The sequence below is a fragment of the Mesomycoplasma ovipneumoniae genome, assembly GCF_038095975.1.
GTDB lineage: Bacteria > Bacillota_I > Bacilli_A > Mycoplasmatales > Metamycoplasmataceae > Mesomycoplasma > Mesomycoplasma ovipneumoniae_C.
The window spans coordinates 285,153-302,932 of the sequence record NZ_CP146003.1 but is presented as its reverse complement, the minus strand read 5'-3'; the positions used below and the strand labels follow the sequence as shown (position 1 = coordinate 302,932).

The window sequence follows — 17,780 nt, the reverse complement described above, 5'->3', positions numbered from 1 at the left end:
AGTTTACCAGTTTGATGAGATAATTTTAAAAAGTGTCTGGTTTTAGGCACTTTTTAACTTTTTTGGCAAACTCAGTAATAATAACTATCAAAGCAAAAAACTAAATTTTAAATCTAACACTCATGAATAAAAAAACAACTACTATTTAAACTCAATGCAAATAGAAAACTCATTTATATTTAAATTGAGCCTAAAAAAATATATGAAGTTTTGAAAGAGCCATAACTAAAAGCCTTAAATTTGTAGATTTCTAAACGGTCAAATTTAAGGCATTCCATCATATTTAAAAATATAATGGATAATTCGCATTTGCTGATTTTTTAGACAAAAAACATAATCAAGTCCCCCTTAATTCAATATTAAAATTTATTAATTATTCTTAGTGATGGTTATTATAACATAATTTTTTCTTAGACCAAACATTTTTTTTTTTTTTTTTGCAAACGGTTAATTTCAAAATAATAAAAATTAAGATTTTAGCGTTAAAAAGACGGATTTACTGGTATTTTTCGTAATTACATTAACCAAAAAGTGAATTTTTGCCATCAATCCGGCAAACTCAGGGCTTTTTATATTATTTTCAAAAAGCTAAAGAATAATTTTTCATTTAAAAACATAAAAAAACCTATGAATTCATAGGTTAATTTAAGATAATTTTGGAAACAAGTAAGTTTGACAAACACAAAAATAAAAATTTTAAATAGCTTTTTCGAGAAACTTCTGATGTCTTTTTTTGAAAATAATTGTATTAACAATAAGGAAAATTGATGAAAACAGCATTAAAGACATTGAAAAAACTGGATTTATAAAACCTAAAAACGCCAAAGGTATGAAAAGCGAATTAAATAAAATTGCTCACAAAAAGTTTAATTTTACTAATTTATTAGTTTTTTTGATAATTTCAATTGATTTATAAACCATAACAAGATCTGTTTCAAATAAGGAAATATCAGCAATTGAATTACTAAGGTTAGAACCACTTTCAAAAGCGATTGAAAGATCAGCGGATTTTAAAGCTAAAATATCATTTAAACCGTCACCTACAAAAATAATTGGGGTATCTTTTTTTAATTTTTCTACTAGTTCAAACTTGTCATTAGGTTTTAAGTTTGCATAAAATTGCTTTATTCCCAGTATTTTTGCGACATTTTCGACATTTTTTGGATTGTCTCCTGAGGCAATAATGCAATTTAGCCCTTGAGATTGGAATTTTTTAACAACCTTTTTTGCACTTTCTTTAACTTGATCAATTATTAAAAAAACGGCAATAACTCTATCATTTTTAGCAAAAACTGTGTAATTGCCTATCTTATCAAAGTTAAAACTATCATCAATCAAAAAATTATTATTTTTTGCAAACTCATGAGAAATAAGGCTATATTTATTTGAATCTAAATCAATATGTTCTAGGCCTTGACCTGAAATTTCGCTAACCTTAAAATTGTCGAATTTTACTTGATTTTCTGGTAAAAAATTATGAATTGAAAGTGAAATTGGGTGTTTAGAATTTTGAGCCATTTCCTTAATTAAAGGTCAAAAACTTGAATCACCTTGAAATTCAACAACTTTTGGTTTTCCTTCAGTTAGAGTTCCGGTTTTGTCAAAAATTATTGTTTTTGTGGTAATAATTTTTTCATAAATCTCTGAATTTGCAAATAAAATTCGATTTTTTGAGGCCAAAATCGAAGAAGAATAAATGGCCATTGGCGCTGCTATTCCAAAAGCACATGGACAAGAAATTACCAAAACAGCAACTCCTATATGAGCGCCAACATAAAGTGGGTGAGAATTTCGCGGAGGTGTAAAACCTGTATAAATTTTTTCAAAATCACCAAGTGAATAACCGATTATGACTCAGATTGCAAAAGCCAAAAATGACAAAATTAAAACAGTTGGGGTAAAAAGTGAAACTATTTTAGTTGAAACTCTTTCAATTTTGGAAGGAGTTTCAAAAATTGACTCTAATCTGTTAATTGTTTGCATTAAAAATGAATCTTGGGCTTTTTTTGTGGAAGTTAGGTGAATCGGTTCGCCAATATTGATACTTCCGGACAAAATTTCTTGATTTTTAGCAAATTCAATCGGCAAAGACTCACCGTTAATTGACGAGTAATCGATAGTTGCAAAGTCAGAATTTAGGGTTGAATCAGTTGGAATAACTTCGCCTTTTGGAACAAAAACAATATTACCAGGAGTAATTTTACTAGTTAAAATTTGTTCTTTTTTGCCATCGACTATTATATGTGAATAGCGATTTTTTAATTTTAGTATTCCTTGAAAGTCTGAACTTGATTTTTTTTGTAGTTTTTCCTCAAGATATTTACCAGCATTAAAAAACAAGAACAGAATAATTGAAACTTCAAAAAATTCCATACTAATTTTATCACCGGTGCTTATTTTATACAAAAATGAAACTGCAGAATAAATAAATGAAACATGGCTTGCAATCGCTATTAGCAATTCCATTGTAAAAATTTTTCTTAAAAGGTTTTTGTATGCTAAAAAATATTTTTTTTCTAGAAAAATAACTAAAAATGCAAAGAAAAACAAAATTGACGCTAAAATTAGATGAATTTTGTGATCGTGACTAAAATTTAAAACTTTATAATTATTTAAAGTATCAAAAATAAAAGAAAAAAAGGCAAAAATAAAAATTAATAACTCAATAAATATTTTTATTTTTGCCTTTTGTTTAGAGTCAGCGAAAAATTTTCTGTTATTCGTCGATTTTTTCACTTGTATAACCAACAGAAGTTAATTTTTCAATAATAAATTCGTCAGGATATTTTTCTTCATCAGCGTTAATTTTCAAAACTTTTGCGCTAATATTTGCGTTCCATTGAAAATCTTGCAAATTTGCAAATAGTTTTTCAAAAACTACCTTGCAGCTTGCACATTTAATGTCAATACTAAAATATCTTGTTGTTTTCATTTTAATTCCTTTATTTAAAATTATTGATTAGGATATAATTTTACAATAAAAAACAATTATAAATGTATTAATTTTTTTATATTTTTTTAAATGCTATAAAAATTTTTTTATCAAGATTATTGGCAAATTCTACTACCTGATAATCGCAGTTTTTGCAATTTTTGAGTTCTTCAAAAATTTTTGGGCCTTTAATAAAGGCAAATATTGTATTTTTAGTCTTGATTTTATTAACAATTTTATCGAGTTTTTCTAGATTTGCAACTGCTCGGGCTGTCACAAGATCAAAATTGTCGTTTTCAATTTCTTGGACTGATTTACAAACTAAATTAAATTTAATTCCCAGAGTTTCAGATACTTTTTTTAAAAATTGGCACCTTTTTTGCATAGACTCGCAAATAGTCAAGTCAATTTTTGGATCAAAAATTAAATACGGAATTGAAGGAAAGCCTACACCCGCCCCAATATCTAAAATTTTTGGTTTTTCTGAAATGTTTTCTTTTTTCAATAAATTTCTTATAAAATTCATTGTAAGAATGGACTCAAGGATGCCTTCTTTTCAAAGAATATCGCCTGAAAAACCGGTTAAATTAAATTTTTGATTACAAAATTCGATTAATTTTACGTATTGTTCAAGTTTTTCAAATACATCTAAATCAACAAGTAACTTTACTTTTTCTTTATACATAAAAACATTGAAAATATTTTAATTTTCGTTTGCTGAAATTAATTTTTCCTTGATTTCTTTATAAATACTTGTAATTGATGTTGAATGGATGCATGCTAGTATACTTTTTGACAAAAATTCAGCCAAAGATGTAACTAGTAATTTATCATATTTTGCTACAAGTTCTCTATTATCAATTGAATCAGTAATTATTACTTTGTCAATATTTTCATTTTCTTGAAATTTGTCAAATCCGTGGCTAAAAACACCATGTGTTGCTGCTAAAATGACGGATTTTGCACCTTTTTGTTTGACAACATTTGCGGCATTTATTATAGTTCCACCTGTATCAATAATGTCGTCAATTATGATGCAATCTTTATTTTCAACGTTTCCAATTAGTCCTAGAACTTCAGTTTGATTTGTGCCGGTTCTTCGCTTGTCAATAACCGCAAAATTTGTTTGTTTTCCTAGAATTTCTGCTAAAATTCTAGCTCTAACAGCACCACCATGATCTGGGGTTACAACAACATAATCCTTGTTTTTGCCCACAAGTTCGTTTGCAAGAATATATTGACCATGAAGTTCATCAACTGAAATGTCAAGAAATCCTTGAATACTTGGATTGTGAATATCAACTAAAATTAGTTTAGTTACACCTGCTTTTTCAAGTAAATTAGCTACTAATTTTGCGGTAATTGGTTCTCTTCCAGATGATTTTCGGTCTTGTCTAGCATAACCATAATATGAAAGAACCACAACAATTTCTTGGGCATAAGCTCGCTTTAGAGAGTCAATGAAAATTAAAAGTTCCATTATATTTTCATTAACCGGCCTTGATGTATTTGCAATAACAAAAACGGTTGAATTTCTAACAGTTTCATTAGATTTTAGCAAAACCTCACCATCAGCATAAACTATTCGTTCAATCCCTGAGAGCGGAATTCCGGTTAGAGTTGAAATTTTTGTTGCTAAATCTAGTGAATTTCTCATTCCAAAAAGAATTACATTTTTCTTTGTATCTATGTTCATTTTTTCGCCTTGTTTATTTTTATATTTAAAATATTATTATATAATAAAATATAATTAATTTTAATAATATTTTGAAAAGTTACAATGTATTTAAAAATCGAACAATTTTCGCCGCGACATTTAAATTTACTTCTAAATGCGGTTAAAAAATTTAATTTAGAAGTAAATTTAAAAACTAAAAATGGTAAAACTAATGTTGCCAATTTAGATTATTTCCAAAATTTTGAAAATAATCATGAATTTACTATTTTTGATTTTGACAAAAATTTAGACTTTAGTTTAGCACATTTTATTCTTTCTAAAAAAGAACAAACTTTCTATTTAAGTTTGGTGTTTTTTAGTGAGCTTTTGGACTCTAACTGAATTAATATTATTGGAGAATTTGTCCTTGATTTTATCAAAAAACACTATAAATTACGGGATTTTTATCTTAAACTTGACCAAAAAAGTTTAGTTTTCAAAAATTTTTTTGGACCGGCGTTTCAAGAAACAAATTCTTCAGTTTTGACATTCCAAATTAAGGAAATTGAAAAATATAACTTTACTGACGTACACTGCCATCCTTTTTTGGAATATTTTCAAAACCCAAAACAAGAAATTAGCAAATGATTTGATAATAATATTGGTCTTTTATTTGTTGTTGGAACTTCTTGAGAGGATCTTGAAGAAACTAAACAAATTAGTTTATATTCTGATAAAATATATAAAATTATTGGAATACATCCAAATTTAATAAAAACAACAGATGATTATAATAACCTTTCGAAATACATTGACAAAAATGTAGTGGGAATTGGCGAAGTTGGGCTTGATTTTTATTATGAAAATAACCCTGACCAACAAGAGCAAATAAATGCACTTTTGGCCCAAATTGAAATCGCAAAAAGCAATAATATCGCTGTAATGTTGCATATTCGCGACAAACTTGATGAATTTAAAGCGATTAATGAAATAATTTTAATAATTGACAAATTTCCTGAAATTAACTTTATTTTTCATAATTTTTCAACAAATTATGAAAAATTTACAGAAATAGTGAGCAGAAAAAATTGTTACTTTTCATTTTCAGGAGTAATAACCTTTAAAAAGAGCGTTGAACTAAGAAAAATAGTATCTCAAACTCCGATTTCAAGAATTTTATGTGAAACTGATACACCATATTTAAGTCCCGAACCTAATCGACAAGTTTGACCAAATACATCTCCGCAAATTGAAAATACCTATCAAACAATAGCTAATTTGAAAAATTTAACAAAAAGGGAGCTTTCTAAAATAGTTTATGAAAATGCGCTAAAAATTTTTAAGGTAAAAAATGCTTAAAATATCGCCTAAAAAACATCTAGGTCAAAATTTTTTAAAAGATGAAAAAATTGCACAAAAAATTGTAAATAGCATTGACTTAGCAAATAAAAATCTTGTGGAAATAGGGCCTGGAACCGGTTTTTTGACTAAATATTTAATCCAAAAAGCTAAATTTTTGACCTGTTATGAAATTGACAAAAATTTAATTCCTTTACTTGAAAATAAATTTAAAAACAAGAATATTAAAATAATTAATGAGGATTTTTTACTGTCAGATCTAAATTTTTCAGAAAAACAATCGGTTATTGGCAATCTTCCTTATTATATAACGTCAAAAATTCTGTTTAAAATATTTGATAATTTTGAGAAATTTGATGAAATCTTAATAATGGTTCAAAATGAGGTTGCCGATAGAATTATTGCAACACCAGGAACGGCATCTTACTCAAAATTATCACTAACCTGCCAATATGTTGCTGAAGTAAAAAAGCTTTTCGTTGTGCCACCAAGTTCTTTTTTTCCAGTTCCAAAGGTAGATTCTGCTATTGTTTATTTTTCAATAAGGAAAAATTTAAACCCTGAAAAAGTTGCACAATTTTTTAAATTTACTAAATTGTGCTTTCAATTCAAGCGAAAAACATTATATAATAATCTCAAAAATTCTTTGTCACAAGACGAAATTGAAAAAATTTTCAATTTTTTCAATTTTGACCCAAAAATACGCCCCCAAGAAATAAATGTTGAAACTTACGCTAGAATTTCAAATTTTTATTTTGACAATATTAAAAATAAATAATTTTTATTTTTTTAGTTTTGAATTTCAAAAAATAGTGTATAATTTTAAAAATCTCCCTCCCTTAGTCGTTACATTATTTTTATATAAAATCTTTTTAAAAAATTTATAGAAAGGTAGACATGAGACAAACTACGTTTATAAAACCACATGAAGTTGAAAAAAAATGGTTTGTTATTGATGCAGAGTCACAAATTTTAGGGCGTTTAGCCGCGTTTGTCGCTAGCCGTTTGCGCGGAAAACACTCTCCGCTTTTTACTCCTAACGTTGATATGGGAGATAAAATAATTATAATTAACGCTGAAAAAATTTTATTAACAGCAAAAAAAGAAGACCAAAAACTATATTATAGACACTCTGGTTATCCTGGTGGTTTAAAAGTTAGAACTGCTAGAGAACTTCGAGCAAAAAAACCAATTGCTTTAATTGAAAAAGCGGTTTATGGTATGCTACCTCACACAAAACTAGGGGACAAACAAAGAAAAAATCTTTATGTTTATGCCGGAACTGAACACCCACACCAAGGTCAAAACCCTGAAAAATTAGAGGTCAAATATTAAAATGAATCAAGAATTAACTTATTATGGAACAGGAAGAAGAAAATCTTCAGTTGCCCGTGTTATTTTAAAACGTGGAAATGGTCATTTTAAAATTAATAACCGAATAGCAAAAGAGTACCTAAAATCTGATATTTTAATTAAAGACGCTCTACAACCACTCGCTATTACAAATACAATTTCTGAATTTGATATTCGCGTTAATGCTCATGGTGGTGGAATTTCTGGACAAGCCGGTGCGATTAGACTAGGAATTGCAAAAGCTTTATTAGAAATTTCAGCTGATTATCGTCCAAGTCTTAAAATGTCCGGAATGTTGACACGTGATGCTAGAGCTAAAGAACGTAAAAAATTTGGATTGAGAAAAGCCAGAAGAGCGCGTCAATTTTCAAAACGGTAATTTTTTCTTCCTTTTTAAAAAAATTTTTAAAAAAATATGATATAATTATAGCAACGTAATTATATCACCTTCGGGAGCGTAGCTCAGACGGTTAGAGCACACGACTGATAATCGTGAGGTCGATGGTTCGATCCCATTCGTTCCCACCATATCTAATTGACTTTAAAACTTTAAAAAAAACCTTTGAAAAAAAGGTTTTTTTTATTTATTATTTTAAAAAGTGAATTTTAAGTTCGAACTCAAGTTTTTAGATCAATATCATAAATTTTTGAGGGGCGACCTGAACCGTGACCAAAATCGTAAAATTTTGTAATTTGTCAAAATAATTGGCACGCTTCTTTAAAATTAAGCGGTTTTTGACCAGAAATATTGGCGCTGGTAACAAAAGCAGGTCCATTTTTTATAAATAATTCTTGAGACTTTTTCAACGCAGGAATTCTAAATGATTTTTTTTCAATTATAAAAGTAACTGCGCCAGGTCAATGTTTTTTGCTTTTTTGTTTAAGAATTTTGTAACTACTTGGACTAATTAATGGCTGTATTTGCGATATTTTTCCCACTAAAGTTACGATTTTTTTGCTAACATCACGGTTTTTTATTTTATAAATTGCCTCAAGATCCAAATCATGATAAAACGAACCAAGTCCAACAACAGTATCTGTAGAACAAATAAATAGTTTAGAATTTTTATGGATTTGCTCCTTAAAAACGGCATAGTTTTGCGCAAATAAATCGCTAAATTCATGGTCATCTTCAATAAAAATGACAAGACTGTTCATCTTATATTTTCAAAACAAAATGTGGAAATTATTCAACAATTTTAGAACAAATATTTTATTTTTAGACAAATTAAGTCCGTTAAATAAATGTTTTTCTGAAATTAAATTTTGACTTGCAAGTCAAAATAAAAAATTATTAAAATATGGAATTTTTAAATTAAAGCAAAAATTGAATCTAATGGTTTTAGACTCCAAATCTGAAAAAAATGCTGTAAAAACAGGTGTTTTTACTTTCATTAGCGCTTTTTTTTGACTATCATAAAAACATAGCGATGAGAGTGATTTATTATAAAATAATTCCAATTTCATTTTAACACTTTATTTTTAAAATGGATCTGCTTTTTGTTTAATTTCGGCAATTAGGTCCCGAATTTGAATAGCTTCTTCAAAACGGTTAGCATTAGAGGCGTTTCTCATCTCTTTTTCCAAAATTTGTATCTGTTTTTCAATCTCTTTTTTATTCATTTTTTTCTCGTGGAGAACTTTACTTAATTTTAGAGCATTTGGATTTATGCTTTCAGGAATTGGTTTTTTTATTGTTTTTGGAATTATTTTATTTTCCTGATTGTGTTGGATTTGAATTTTTCGTTTAGCTAAATTGTCATCAATAACTTCTTGAATTATTTTTGTAATTCCGTCAGTAAAAAGGACTACTTTTCCTGATTGATTTCGAGCAGCACGGCCAATTATTTGAATTAGTGAAGTTTTTGACCTTAAAAAAGAAGCAAGACCTGCATCTAATACAAGAATCAGTGAGACTTCCGGAATATCAACACCTTCACGAAGCAAATTTATCCCAACAATTGCATCAAAAATTCCTTTTCGTAATTTAATAATAATTTCATCACGTTCAAAAGTTGTCATTTCTGAGTGCAAATAATAAACATTGTGTAATTTTTTTTCTTGCAAATACTTACTAATTTCCTCAGCATTTCGTTTTGTTGTTGTTAAAATTAAAGTTCGTTCCTTTTTCTCTTTTTGCAAAGCTAAATATTTAGAAATTTTTGCCATTTGATTATCAGTATTTTCAATTATAATTTCAGGATCAAGCAATCCAGTTGGCCTTATAATTTGACTAACAACTTCGCCGTCAGTTTTTTCAAGTTCATATTGAGCTGGTGTGGCTGAAACAAAAATTTTAGGCTGCCTAAATTGTTCAAATTCATATAATTTTAAAGGACGATTATCAAGCGCAGAAGGAAGACGGTAACCATAGTCAACAAGAGTTTGCTTGCGACTTCGGTCACCTTTGTACATTCCATCAATTTGCTTGACCATCTCGTGAGACTCGTCAATAAAAATTAGGGCATCTTGGGGTAAATAGTCAAGCAAAGAAAATGGTTGTTCATCTTGCTGGCGGCCGTCAATATGACGGGCATAATTTTCAATTCCAGAGCAAATTCCAAATTCACTTAATGAGTCAATATCATTATTAACACGGTCTTTTAGCCTTTGTTTTTCGACAAGTTTATTATTTTGCTCAAAAAAAAGTAGGCGCTCTTCAAGCTCAATTTTAATAGATTCAATTGCTTTGTCAATTATAGATTTTTTAACACTATATGCAGTGGCAGGATAAATTGTATAGACCGAATAGGTTTTTATTAGCTTTTTTGAAACTGGCTGAATTGTGCTGATTTTTTCGATTGTATTGCCAAAAAATTCGACCCTGATATTAAAAGTCTCATCTCATGCTGGAAAAATTTCAATTACATCACCTTTTAGTGAAAAAAGTCCCGGTTTTTGCTCAACTGAGTTATTAAGATACTTAATTCGCGTTAATTTTAGGGCTAATTCTTTTGGTTTTATTTCCTGACCCACATTTAAAAGCAAAAAATTATCATGATATTCATTCGGATTTAGAGTTCCATAAATTGCCGAAACTGAAGCAACAACGATAGTATCATTTCGTTCAATTAACGAATTAAGGGCTGACATTCGCATTGCTTCAAGATCAGCATTTGTTTTACTTGTTTTTTCAATATAAACATCTTTTGAAGGAAGGTATGATTCGGGGCGATAAAAATCAAAGTATGATACATAAAATTCAACTCGGTTTTCAGGAAAAAATTCCTTAAATTCAGTGTATAATTGAGCAGCAAGCGTTTTATTATGTGACAAAACTAATACTGGTTTGTTAAAGTGGGCAATTACATTTGCCATTGTAAAAGTTTTTCCAGAACCAGTTACACCCATCAAAATTTGCGATTCTTTACCAGTTTCAATGTTTTGAATTATGCTTTTTATTGCTTTGGGTTGGTCGCCACTAGGTTTATAATTTGACTTAAGGTTGAATTTATTAAATTTTTTTTCACTTATCATTTGAAATCAGACCGTTTTTTTGGAGAATAAGAGAAATTTTAGCACAAATTTCCTTTATTCGATTATATTTATTTTTGTGGTGCTTTGTTTGATTGATTTTTTTGGCTTTTAGACAAAAAAGCAAAAAAATTAAATTTTAAATACTTATTAAAAGCAATAATTTCAGCAGTTTGTGGTATAATTTTTTATTTAGGAATGAGGAAAATGGAAAAAATAAAAAATTTTAAAAGAAAAATAAAATTTTTGACACTTCAGACAGGTTTATTTGCATCCGTACCTGTTATTTTTGTTGCATGCACAGATAGCGAAATTCCTGAAATTTCAATTCAGAATATACAGTCAAAATCTGTCGAACTTTTGCTAAATAATATTGCACTAACTCCACAAGACAATATAGCTAAAACATTCAAAGTTGAATTGAGAAAAGAAAACACCGAAAACTATGAGCAGGTTAAATTTTCAGCTTTTCGCACACTTCATGACAATAAGCCCAAAATTTTGCTAAAAATTAACAATTTAGACGCAAAAACTAAATATGTTGTTAGAATTACTCGCATTAACGGCCAAGAAGAAGAGCAATTATTTGTTCGTGGAAATGTTTTTCAAACTAATCCAAATCCAACAATAATTCCTGGTTCATTCCAAAAACTAGATGCAACCGACCCTTCAAGCCAATATGATTTTAAGGTTTCACTTTCTGATACAACTTTGAACTCACAGCCAATCGATGTTCAATATAGAAAAGCAAACGCACTTCGATCTAATCCTGAAACACAAACTTTTATACATAACTTAAGATCTGATCAGTCATTATATGTAAGCCTAAAAAATCTTGAGCGAGACACAACTTACATAATTTCCGGGCTTTATGATCAAAAAGGTAACATGCTAAGTTTTGATGAGAATTTATTCCCATTAACTTTTAGAACCGATGGTGATATCGTTGGTGTTGAAGTTTCTAACAGTAAATTCCCAGGCCAAATTCATAGTGATCTTCAAAATATTGACGTTGATTTTAAAGTTAAATTTAGTCCTGGTGTAGTTAAAATTAACACTGTAAATAATTATAGTCTTGTTTTTAAACGCGAAAATACAGCGGTCCAAACTGGATTTGATCAAATTAACAATAAAGATATTGAATATTTAGCAAATTATTTAAGACCTGTCGAAAATGAAGATAATACTTTTATTTTTAGAGTAAAATTGCCTTGAAGATCACAAAATAATTTTTATAAAATTGTTGGCGGTTATAATAAACTTTTTACTGACAGTCATATTTTTGATCAAAATCTTGTTGATTCGCCAAATATTTTGAAAATTAACCCGGCAATTTTAGACCAGAAATTTCAAATAGATACCTAATTATCAAGGGTTTTGTATTTAAATGGAAAGAATTAATTTTTCTCGTTACTTTAAATTGCATACTCAACAAAAATATTTTATTTGAAACAATCCAGATGCACAAAATTCAGATCAAGCTGACATAGATGATAATGATGATTTTGGTCAAGAACTTTGAGATTTTGACTCTTTTCATGAAAATGAAATAAAATTTCCCGAATTACATGAAAATATTTTTAAAAGTTTTAACAAAACATTTTACTTTTATATAAAAGAAAAGTTTGCTGACAAAAAAGTTTGCCTTGTTTCTAAAATTTCTATTGATGAAAAAATTGAGCAAACAATTGATTTTTATAAAAATCAAAAATGCGATATAATTTTCAATCCTGCCTTTGAATATAAAAATGCATCGGCTAATCCGTCAGTTTTTTTTGTTTTTAACAAAAAATTAAGTATTTTAAAACTTTCTACCTCAACTAAAGTCAAAGATTATTTAAGAGCAAATTGAGATTTTTGAATATCAAATTATATGCTTCGAGAAATCAGCGGTGATTTAAACCCGATTGATGAGGTATCTTATTTTTTAATTAACACAGTTGAACATCCAATAAAAAATAAAATTGAATTTCATGAAACATTCTGAATTTCAAGGTATAAATCAGCAAAAACTGTATCCAAAGCTGATTCTGAAAGTGGAAATATTTTTCTTGCAAAAAAAATTGCAAAGCAAAATGGCCTTAGTTTAAATGAGTTTTGGGATAATACATTTTTAGAAAACAATAAAATAATAAACAACTTATTCAGAAATCAAATTGAAAAAATTTCTAAGGTTAAAGATAAAAAAGTGATTCACATGATCCCTGTCAATATTGCTATTGATGAGATAATTGATGCTAAAAATGTAACAAAATTTACTAAACCTAGCGAAATTGATAACAGCGCCTTTGAAAAAAGTGCTAACTTTGCTTTCCTTGTTGAACAGTTTTATCCTCAACTGACTGGTATTAGCGGAACACTTTTAAATTCTAGAAAAATTTTATCACTTGTTAATGATGAATCCAGGCTCATTTTTTTTGAAACAAATTCATATTGATATAATTTTTTCAAAAAAAGTAATTCAATAATTATTAATGAACTTGAAAATTTAGAAACCTTCATTAATAAAATGAATGGAAAAAAAATCGTTTGGTATGATTTCGAAGCTCTTTCCTTGCCTTTTCCAGCTATAGATTATGCTCAGCCTTTTCAACAAATTGTTACCCAAGTTTCGATTGTTGTTACTGACAATGGCGAAATTTTGCCTCAGGATTTTAACGAAACTAATGTTGTTTTTGATCCTAAAACTTATAGTTGGGATAATTTTTGCAAAATAATTGATAAAATTTATCTCGAAAGTGCTGATTTTTACGTTGTTTTTAACAAATCATACGAACTTACAAGACTTAAAGAAATGGTGAACATAATTTTTATGCATTACCAAAGAAATAATCCATATCATGAGGCCATTGCAAAAATTCAAAGATATCAAAAAAAAGTTGATGAAATAATTGCAAAAACTATCGATTTAAAAGATCCATTTTCAAAATATTGAATTGTCATTTCTGATCTTAAAGGTTTTTACTCAATTAAAAAAATTGAAAATTTTATTAATAAATATAATTATAATTTAGATCACTTAATAACACCTTATAAAAAATTAGCTGTAAAAAATGGTCTTGAGGCAATGATTAAAGCCGTTGATCGTTATTTCAATTACATTGGAGATATTGAGTGAATAGAAACTAGAAAAAATTTACAAATTTATTGCCAAAATGATGTTATAGCGATGATAATGGTTTGAGATTTTTTAAAATTTGTTCATAAAAATAGGGATAAATTAGTACATATTAAAACAAAAACACCTAAAAAGGTTGCACTTTTTTAGGTGCCCGGTTTTTCGTCGTTTTTAACTTAAAAAGCAAAATTATAAAATATTTAAACTACCTTTTTTAGTTAAAACACTGGCAAAAATCATAAAAAATACAACTACTATTTAAACTCAATGCAAATAGAAAACTCGTTTTTATTTGCAGCGAGCCTAAAAAAATATATGAAGTTTTGAAAGAACAATAACCAAAAGCCCAAAATTTATAGATTTATAAACGGTTAAATTTAAGGCATTCCATCATATTTAAAAATATAATGGATAATTCGCATTTTTTGATTTTATCATGCAAAAAATATAATTAATTCCCCTTTAATTCTAATCTCAAAATTTATTAATTCATTCTTAGTTAGGATTATTATAACATAATTTTATTTTAGACCAAGCATTTTTTTAAAATTTTTTTGCAAAAGGTTAATTTCAAAACTATAAAAATTAAGATTTTAGCCTCAAAACCCGTATTTACTGGTATTTTTGCGTATTTAATTGACTAAAAAGTGAATTTTTGCCATCAAACTGGAAAACTCAGGAAAATAGGGATAAATTAGTACATATTAAAACAAAAACACCTAAAAAGGTTACGCTTTTTTAGGTGTTTTTTTCATCTTTAGTAGTTAAATCAGTTAAATATTGCTTACCTTTTGAAGTTATTCGGCGACCTCTGGGAGTTTTTTCAATTAATTCTTTTTCAATCAGTGGTGGCTCAATTATATTAATAATTGTTTGGCGATGTTCTTTTAAAACATTGGCAAGCACATCGAGTGCGACAGATTTTCCTTTAAAAATTTTGAATAGGGTATTTAAATATTCAATGTTTATTTGCGAAAGACCTTGGTTATAAATACCAATGCTGTCAAAAGTTTTGTTGACAATTTCACGGTCAATTTTCTTTTTATTCAAAACAAGTGCAAAATCGCGAATTCTTTTTAATAAATTATTAGCAATCCGGGGAGTGTTGTTTGAAAAACTAGCAATGTATTTAATAATTTCCTTGTTGACTTCCAGTTTCAAAATGGCTGCCGAATTTGAAATAATTTGAACCATTTCATCAGTTGTATAGTTGACAATTTTAGCAATATAACCAAATCTGTTTTGCAAAGGTGTTGAAATTTGTGCTAGTTTTGTTGATGCAGCAATTAGTGTAAAATGAGGTAATTTCATCCGCATAATTTTTTGCTCGCCATCAACACCAATTTGTAGATCAATTACAAATTCCTCCATTGCTGAATATAAAAGCTCTTCAATATTTTTATTAATTCCGTGAATTTCGTCAATAAAAAGAATTGTGTCTTGAGAAATATTTGCTAAAACAGCAAGAACATCGGCCTTTTTTTCGAGCAATGGTCCTTGGACGTACTTAATTTTGGATTCAAGAACGTTTGCTACAATATTTGCTAAGGTGGTTTTGCCCGTTCCAGGAGGTCCATAAAATAAAATATGGTCTAAGGCCTGTTTTCGTTTTTGAGAAGATGAAATTAAAATTTTCAGTGTTTCAACCAATTTTTGTTGGCCAATAAAATTATCAAAATTTGTTGGCCTAACTTCTAAATTCTCTGGCATTTGAAATAATCTTGATAGCTTGTTCTATTAAGTTTTCGAAATTTTCATTAGGCTCAACTTTTGTCAGTGCATAATTAATTTGGTTAGGTTTAAAGCCAAGCATTTTTAGCGTTTCTTCAAGTTCGGATGATGTTTTTTCTTCGACTGAATTATTTTGGAGAATTTCATCATTCAAATCATCAGTTTTATCAACTTCTTTAGAATCAGTTTCAAGAATATTTTCCTGATTTTGTTTTTTGTCATTCTCAAGGAATTTTTTGTATTTTCCGTGAAATTCAAAAACAATTTGTTTAGCATTTTTTTCGGAAAGATAAGGAATTTTTGAAAGACCTTTTCAATCATTTCCAGCTATTAAATTAATTGTGTTTTGCACACCGCCGTTAAGAACAGAAATAGCAGTTTTTGGACCAACCCCTTGAATTGAAATTAGATCTTCAAATAAAATTCTTTCACGGAAGCTTGCAAATCCGTAAGTTATTTTTGAATAATCATTTTCATATTCGTAAAGATAAATTTTTCTATTTTCATCGATATTAAAACGGTCAATCCGCGGCACATACAGTAAATATCCGCTTCCTTGATTTTCAATAATTAAATAATTTTTATTTTTTGAGACAATTTTTCCATATTGATAAATTTGCATTTTTGCTCCCTTATAGTAATTTGTTGCAACCTAAATTAATTTTTTAACCGCTTTTGGCCAAAAAAAGGAAAAAATTAGGAAAAAGAAGCAAATTTTACTATTTTTTACCAATAATAGAGAGGAAAATTCTTATTCCCAAAGTTAAATTTTGTTATATCTTGCTTTTTAAAAACGACTTTTACTTTTTCACGACGTGCATATTCGCCAAGTGATGAGACAACAATGTCATTTCCATCGCTAAAATCGGTAAAATCATTAAGATTTTTAATGAATAAAAAAGGCGGTTTATTAATTGCTAGATAATAAAAAAGCTTAGAATCAACTATTTTTTGATAACAAATATTAGGAATATGACTAATATTTGTTTCTGGTATATTAATTTCTGTTTCAATTAAAAATGTTAATTTTCCAAAATCAATTGGAAAATTACGAAGTTTTTGTGCGATTATATAGTTAATTTTGTAAATATTTTGCGAATGATCATATGACGGGTTTTGAGTTAAAAATTTTAATATTTCATCGATTTTTTGGTTGCTATGAAAGTCCAAATCAAAGACGCTATAAACAGGGTTTTTATTATCAAATTGATAAATATGGGCAAGAAAATGATTTTGTATATTAAATGTTTGCTGAACTTGACTTTTATTGTCAATAATTGACTTAAACTGCCCGCTGCTTGAATTTACCTCGAGAAATGAGGCTTTTTTTGCTGTTATTAGGTTAAAAAATTTTTTTATTTCTATTTTTCAGTCATAATTTATTTGACTGTCTAAATTTATAATTACTCAAGACAAAAAGTTACCTAAATTATGGGTTTTTGCAAAATTTTTGTATGAATTTCTAATTTTTTCCAGCATTTTAGGTGATTTTGCACATATTTGCATAATCAAAATATTTTCAAAGTAAAAAATGGAAAAATTAGAAATTTTAACAAAAAAAGGCAGAATTTTGTTGTACGAAATATAAAAATTTTTAGCAAAATCAGCCGTTATTTCAAAAGGAAAACTAAAACTTACCAGAAAACTTGGACTTGCAAAATCAAGAATTAGTTTGTCAACTAGTCGATTTTTAAATTTTTTTTTGTATTTAGCTATGTCAAAAATTGATTTTTGGATTTGGATCAGAACAAAGCCGTTTTTTGAGCTATCCTGAAAAAAAACTTGAAAATTATTGTTAAAAAGGAACCTTTTTTGAAATTTGACTGTAATTGAACCTTTTCTTCAATGGTTAATCCGTGAAAGAAATAATTTTTGGTATGGCTCTTCAAGGAGCGAAATAAAATCAGATTGACTCACCCAAAGTCCTGTTAGTAAATTGTTGTTTTCAACAATATATTTCAAACTAGGAAGTGAAAAAACATCGCTCACACGGATTCTTTTTAAATCGGCATCATAAGTAAAAGGAATTAAAGGGAGAATTTTTGTTTTTTTATTATTGGCAAAAAGTAAAACTATGATCAAAAAGCAAACAAAAAAAATACTAATTAGCAAAATTAGCGCAACTATTAAATAAGTTTGAATTTGTGCAGACATTT

15 protein-coding genes and 1 tRNA gene are annotated in these 17,780 nt (G+C 27.9%); 7 read left to right on the top strand and 9 right to left on the bottom strand.

Annotation, left to right across the window (positions count from 1 at the left end; genetic code table 4):
- Positions 1-696: 696 nt before the first annotated feature.
- From V3255_RS01115 to V3255_RS01100, 4 genes are all read right to left on the bottom strand, one after another.
- Positions 697-2,466, bottom strand: a complete 1,770-nt coding sequence (locus V3255_RS01115; RefSeq protein WP_333503768.1) for a cation-translocating P-type ATPase — start codon at positions 2,464-2,466, stop codon at positions 697-699.
- Positions 2,467-2,716: 250 nt separating this feature from the next.
- Positions 2,717-2,932, bottom strand: coding sequence for a hypothetical protein (locus tag V3255_RS01110; RefSeq protein WP_333503769.1), 216 nt, complete (start codon positions 2,930-2,932; stop codon positions 2,717-2,719).
- A gap of 76 nt (positions 2,933-3,008) precedes the next feature.
- On the bottom strand, positions 3,009-3,617 hold the full coding sequence (gene rsmG, locus V3255_RS01105) for a 16S rRNA (guanine(527)-N(7))-methyltransferase RsmG (protein WP_333503770.1): 609 nt from the start codon (positions 3,615-3,617) through the stop codon (positions 3,009-3,011).
- An 18-nt stretch (positions 3,618-3,635) separates the two neighbouring features.
- Positions 3,636-4,628, bottom strand: a complete 993-nt coding sequence (locus tag V3255_RS01100) for a ribose-phosphate pyrophosphokinase (RefSeq protein WP_333503771.1) — start codon at positions 4,626-4,628, stop codon at positions 3,636-3,638.
- Positions 4,629-4,712: 84 nt separating this feature from the next.
- Between V3255_RS01100 and V3255_RS01095 the strand changes: the two genes are divergently transcribed.
- From V3255_RS01095 to V3255_RS01075, 5 genes are all read left to right on the top strand, one after another.
- Positions 4,713-5,948 carry a TatD family hydrolase gene (locus V3255_RS01095; RefSeq protein WP_333503772.1) on the top strand — a complete coding sequence of 412 codons (1,236 nt, stop codon included), beginning with the start codon at positions 4,713-4,715 and terminating at the stop codon, positions 5,946-5,948.
- Positions 5,941-6,726 carry a 16S rRNA (adenine(1518)-N(6)/adenine(1519)-N(6))-dimethyltransferase RsmA gene (rsmA, locus tag V3255_RS01090; RefSeq protein WP_341516280.1) on the top strand — a complete coding sequence of 262 codons (786 nt, stop codon included), beginning with the start codon at positions 5,941-5,943 and terminating at the stop codon, positions 6,724-6,726. Before V3255_RS01095 ends, rsmA begins: the two co-directional genes overlap by 8 nt.
- A 119-nt stretch (positions 6,727-6,845) precedes the next feature.
- Positions 6,846-7,283: a 50S ribosomal protein L13 gene (rplM, locus tag V3255_RS01085; protein WP_044284471.1), complete on the top strand. Its 438-nt coding sequence runs from the start codon at positions 6,846-6,848 to the stop codon at positions 7,281-7,283.
- A 1-nt stretch (position 7,284) separates the two neighbouring features.
- Positions 7,285-7,680 (top strand): 30S ribosomal protein S9, encoded by a 396-nt coding sequence (rpsI, locus tag V3255_RS01080; RefSeq protein WP_010321069.1) that lies wholly within the window; start codon positions 7,285-7,287, stop codon positions 7,678-7,680.
- Positions 7,681-7,752: 72 nt separating this feature from the next.
- Positions 7,753-7,829, top strand: a tRNA-Ile gene (locus V3255_RS01075).
- 78 nt (positions 7,830-7,907) lie between these two features.
- Here the strand turns inward: V3255_RS01075 and V3255_RS01070 are convergent.
- Entirely contained in the window at positions 7,908-8,768 is an 861-nt protein-coding gene (locus V3255_RS01070; protein ID WP_303437825.1) for an L-threonylcarbamoyladenylate synthase, read from the bottom strand.
- Positions 8,769-8,783: 15 nt separating this feature from the next.
- Entirely contained in the window at positions 8,784-10,778 is a 1,995-nt protein-coding gene (uvrB, locus tag V3255_RS01065; protein WP_333503774.1) for an excinuclease ABC subunit UvrB, read from the bottom strand.
- 204 nt (positions 10,779-10,982) lie between these two features.
- On the opposite strand from uvrB, the gene V3255_RS01060 reads away from it, so the two are divergent.
- The gene (locus V3255_RS01060; RefSeq protein WP_333503775.1) at positions 10,983-12,140 is read left to right on the top strand and encodes a hypothetical protein; all 1,158 of its coding nucleotides are present in this window, start codon (positions 10,983-10,985) and stop codon (positions 12,138-12,140) included.
- Between the two features lie 22 nt (positions 12,141-12,162).
- Complete coding sequence (locus V3255_RS01055; protein WP_337902966.1) at positions 12,163-14,043, top strand: DUF2779 domain-containing protein; 1,881 nt, start codon at positions 12,163-12,165, stop codon at positions 14,041-14,043.
- Between the two features lie 588 nt (positions 14,044-14,631).
- Here the strand turns inward: V3255_RS01055 and ruvB are convergent.
- The 3 genes from ruvB to V3255_RS01040 all read right to left on the bottom strand — a co-directional run bounded on the left by ruvB (position 14,632) and on the right by V3255_RS01040 (position 17,778).
- Positions 14,632-15,603, bottom strand: coding sequence for a Holliday junction branch migration DNA helicase RuvB (gene ruvB / locus V3255_RS01050; protein WP_044284468.1), 972 nt, complete (start codon positions 15,601-15,603; stop codon positions 14,632-14,634).
- Complete coding sequence (gene ruvA / locus V3255_RS01045; RefSeq protein ID WP_129643787.1) at positions 15,581-16,246, bottom strand: Holliday junction branch migration protein RuvA; 666 nt, start codon at positions 16,244-16,246, stop codon at positions 15,581-15,583. The genes ruvB and ruvA overlap by 23 nt, the downstream gene beginning before the upstream one ends.
- 104 nt (positions 16,247-16,350) lie before the next feature.
- A complete protein-coding gene (locus V3255_RS01040; RefSeq protein ID WP_341516279.1) occupies positions 16,351-17,778 on the bottom strand; it encodes a hypothetical protein in 1,428 nt (475 codons plus the stop codon).
- Between the last annotated feature and the right edge of the window lie 2 nt (positions 17,779-17,780).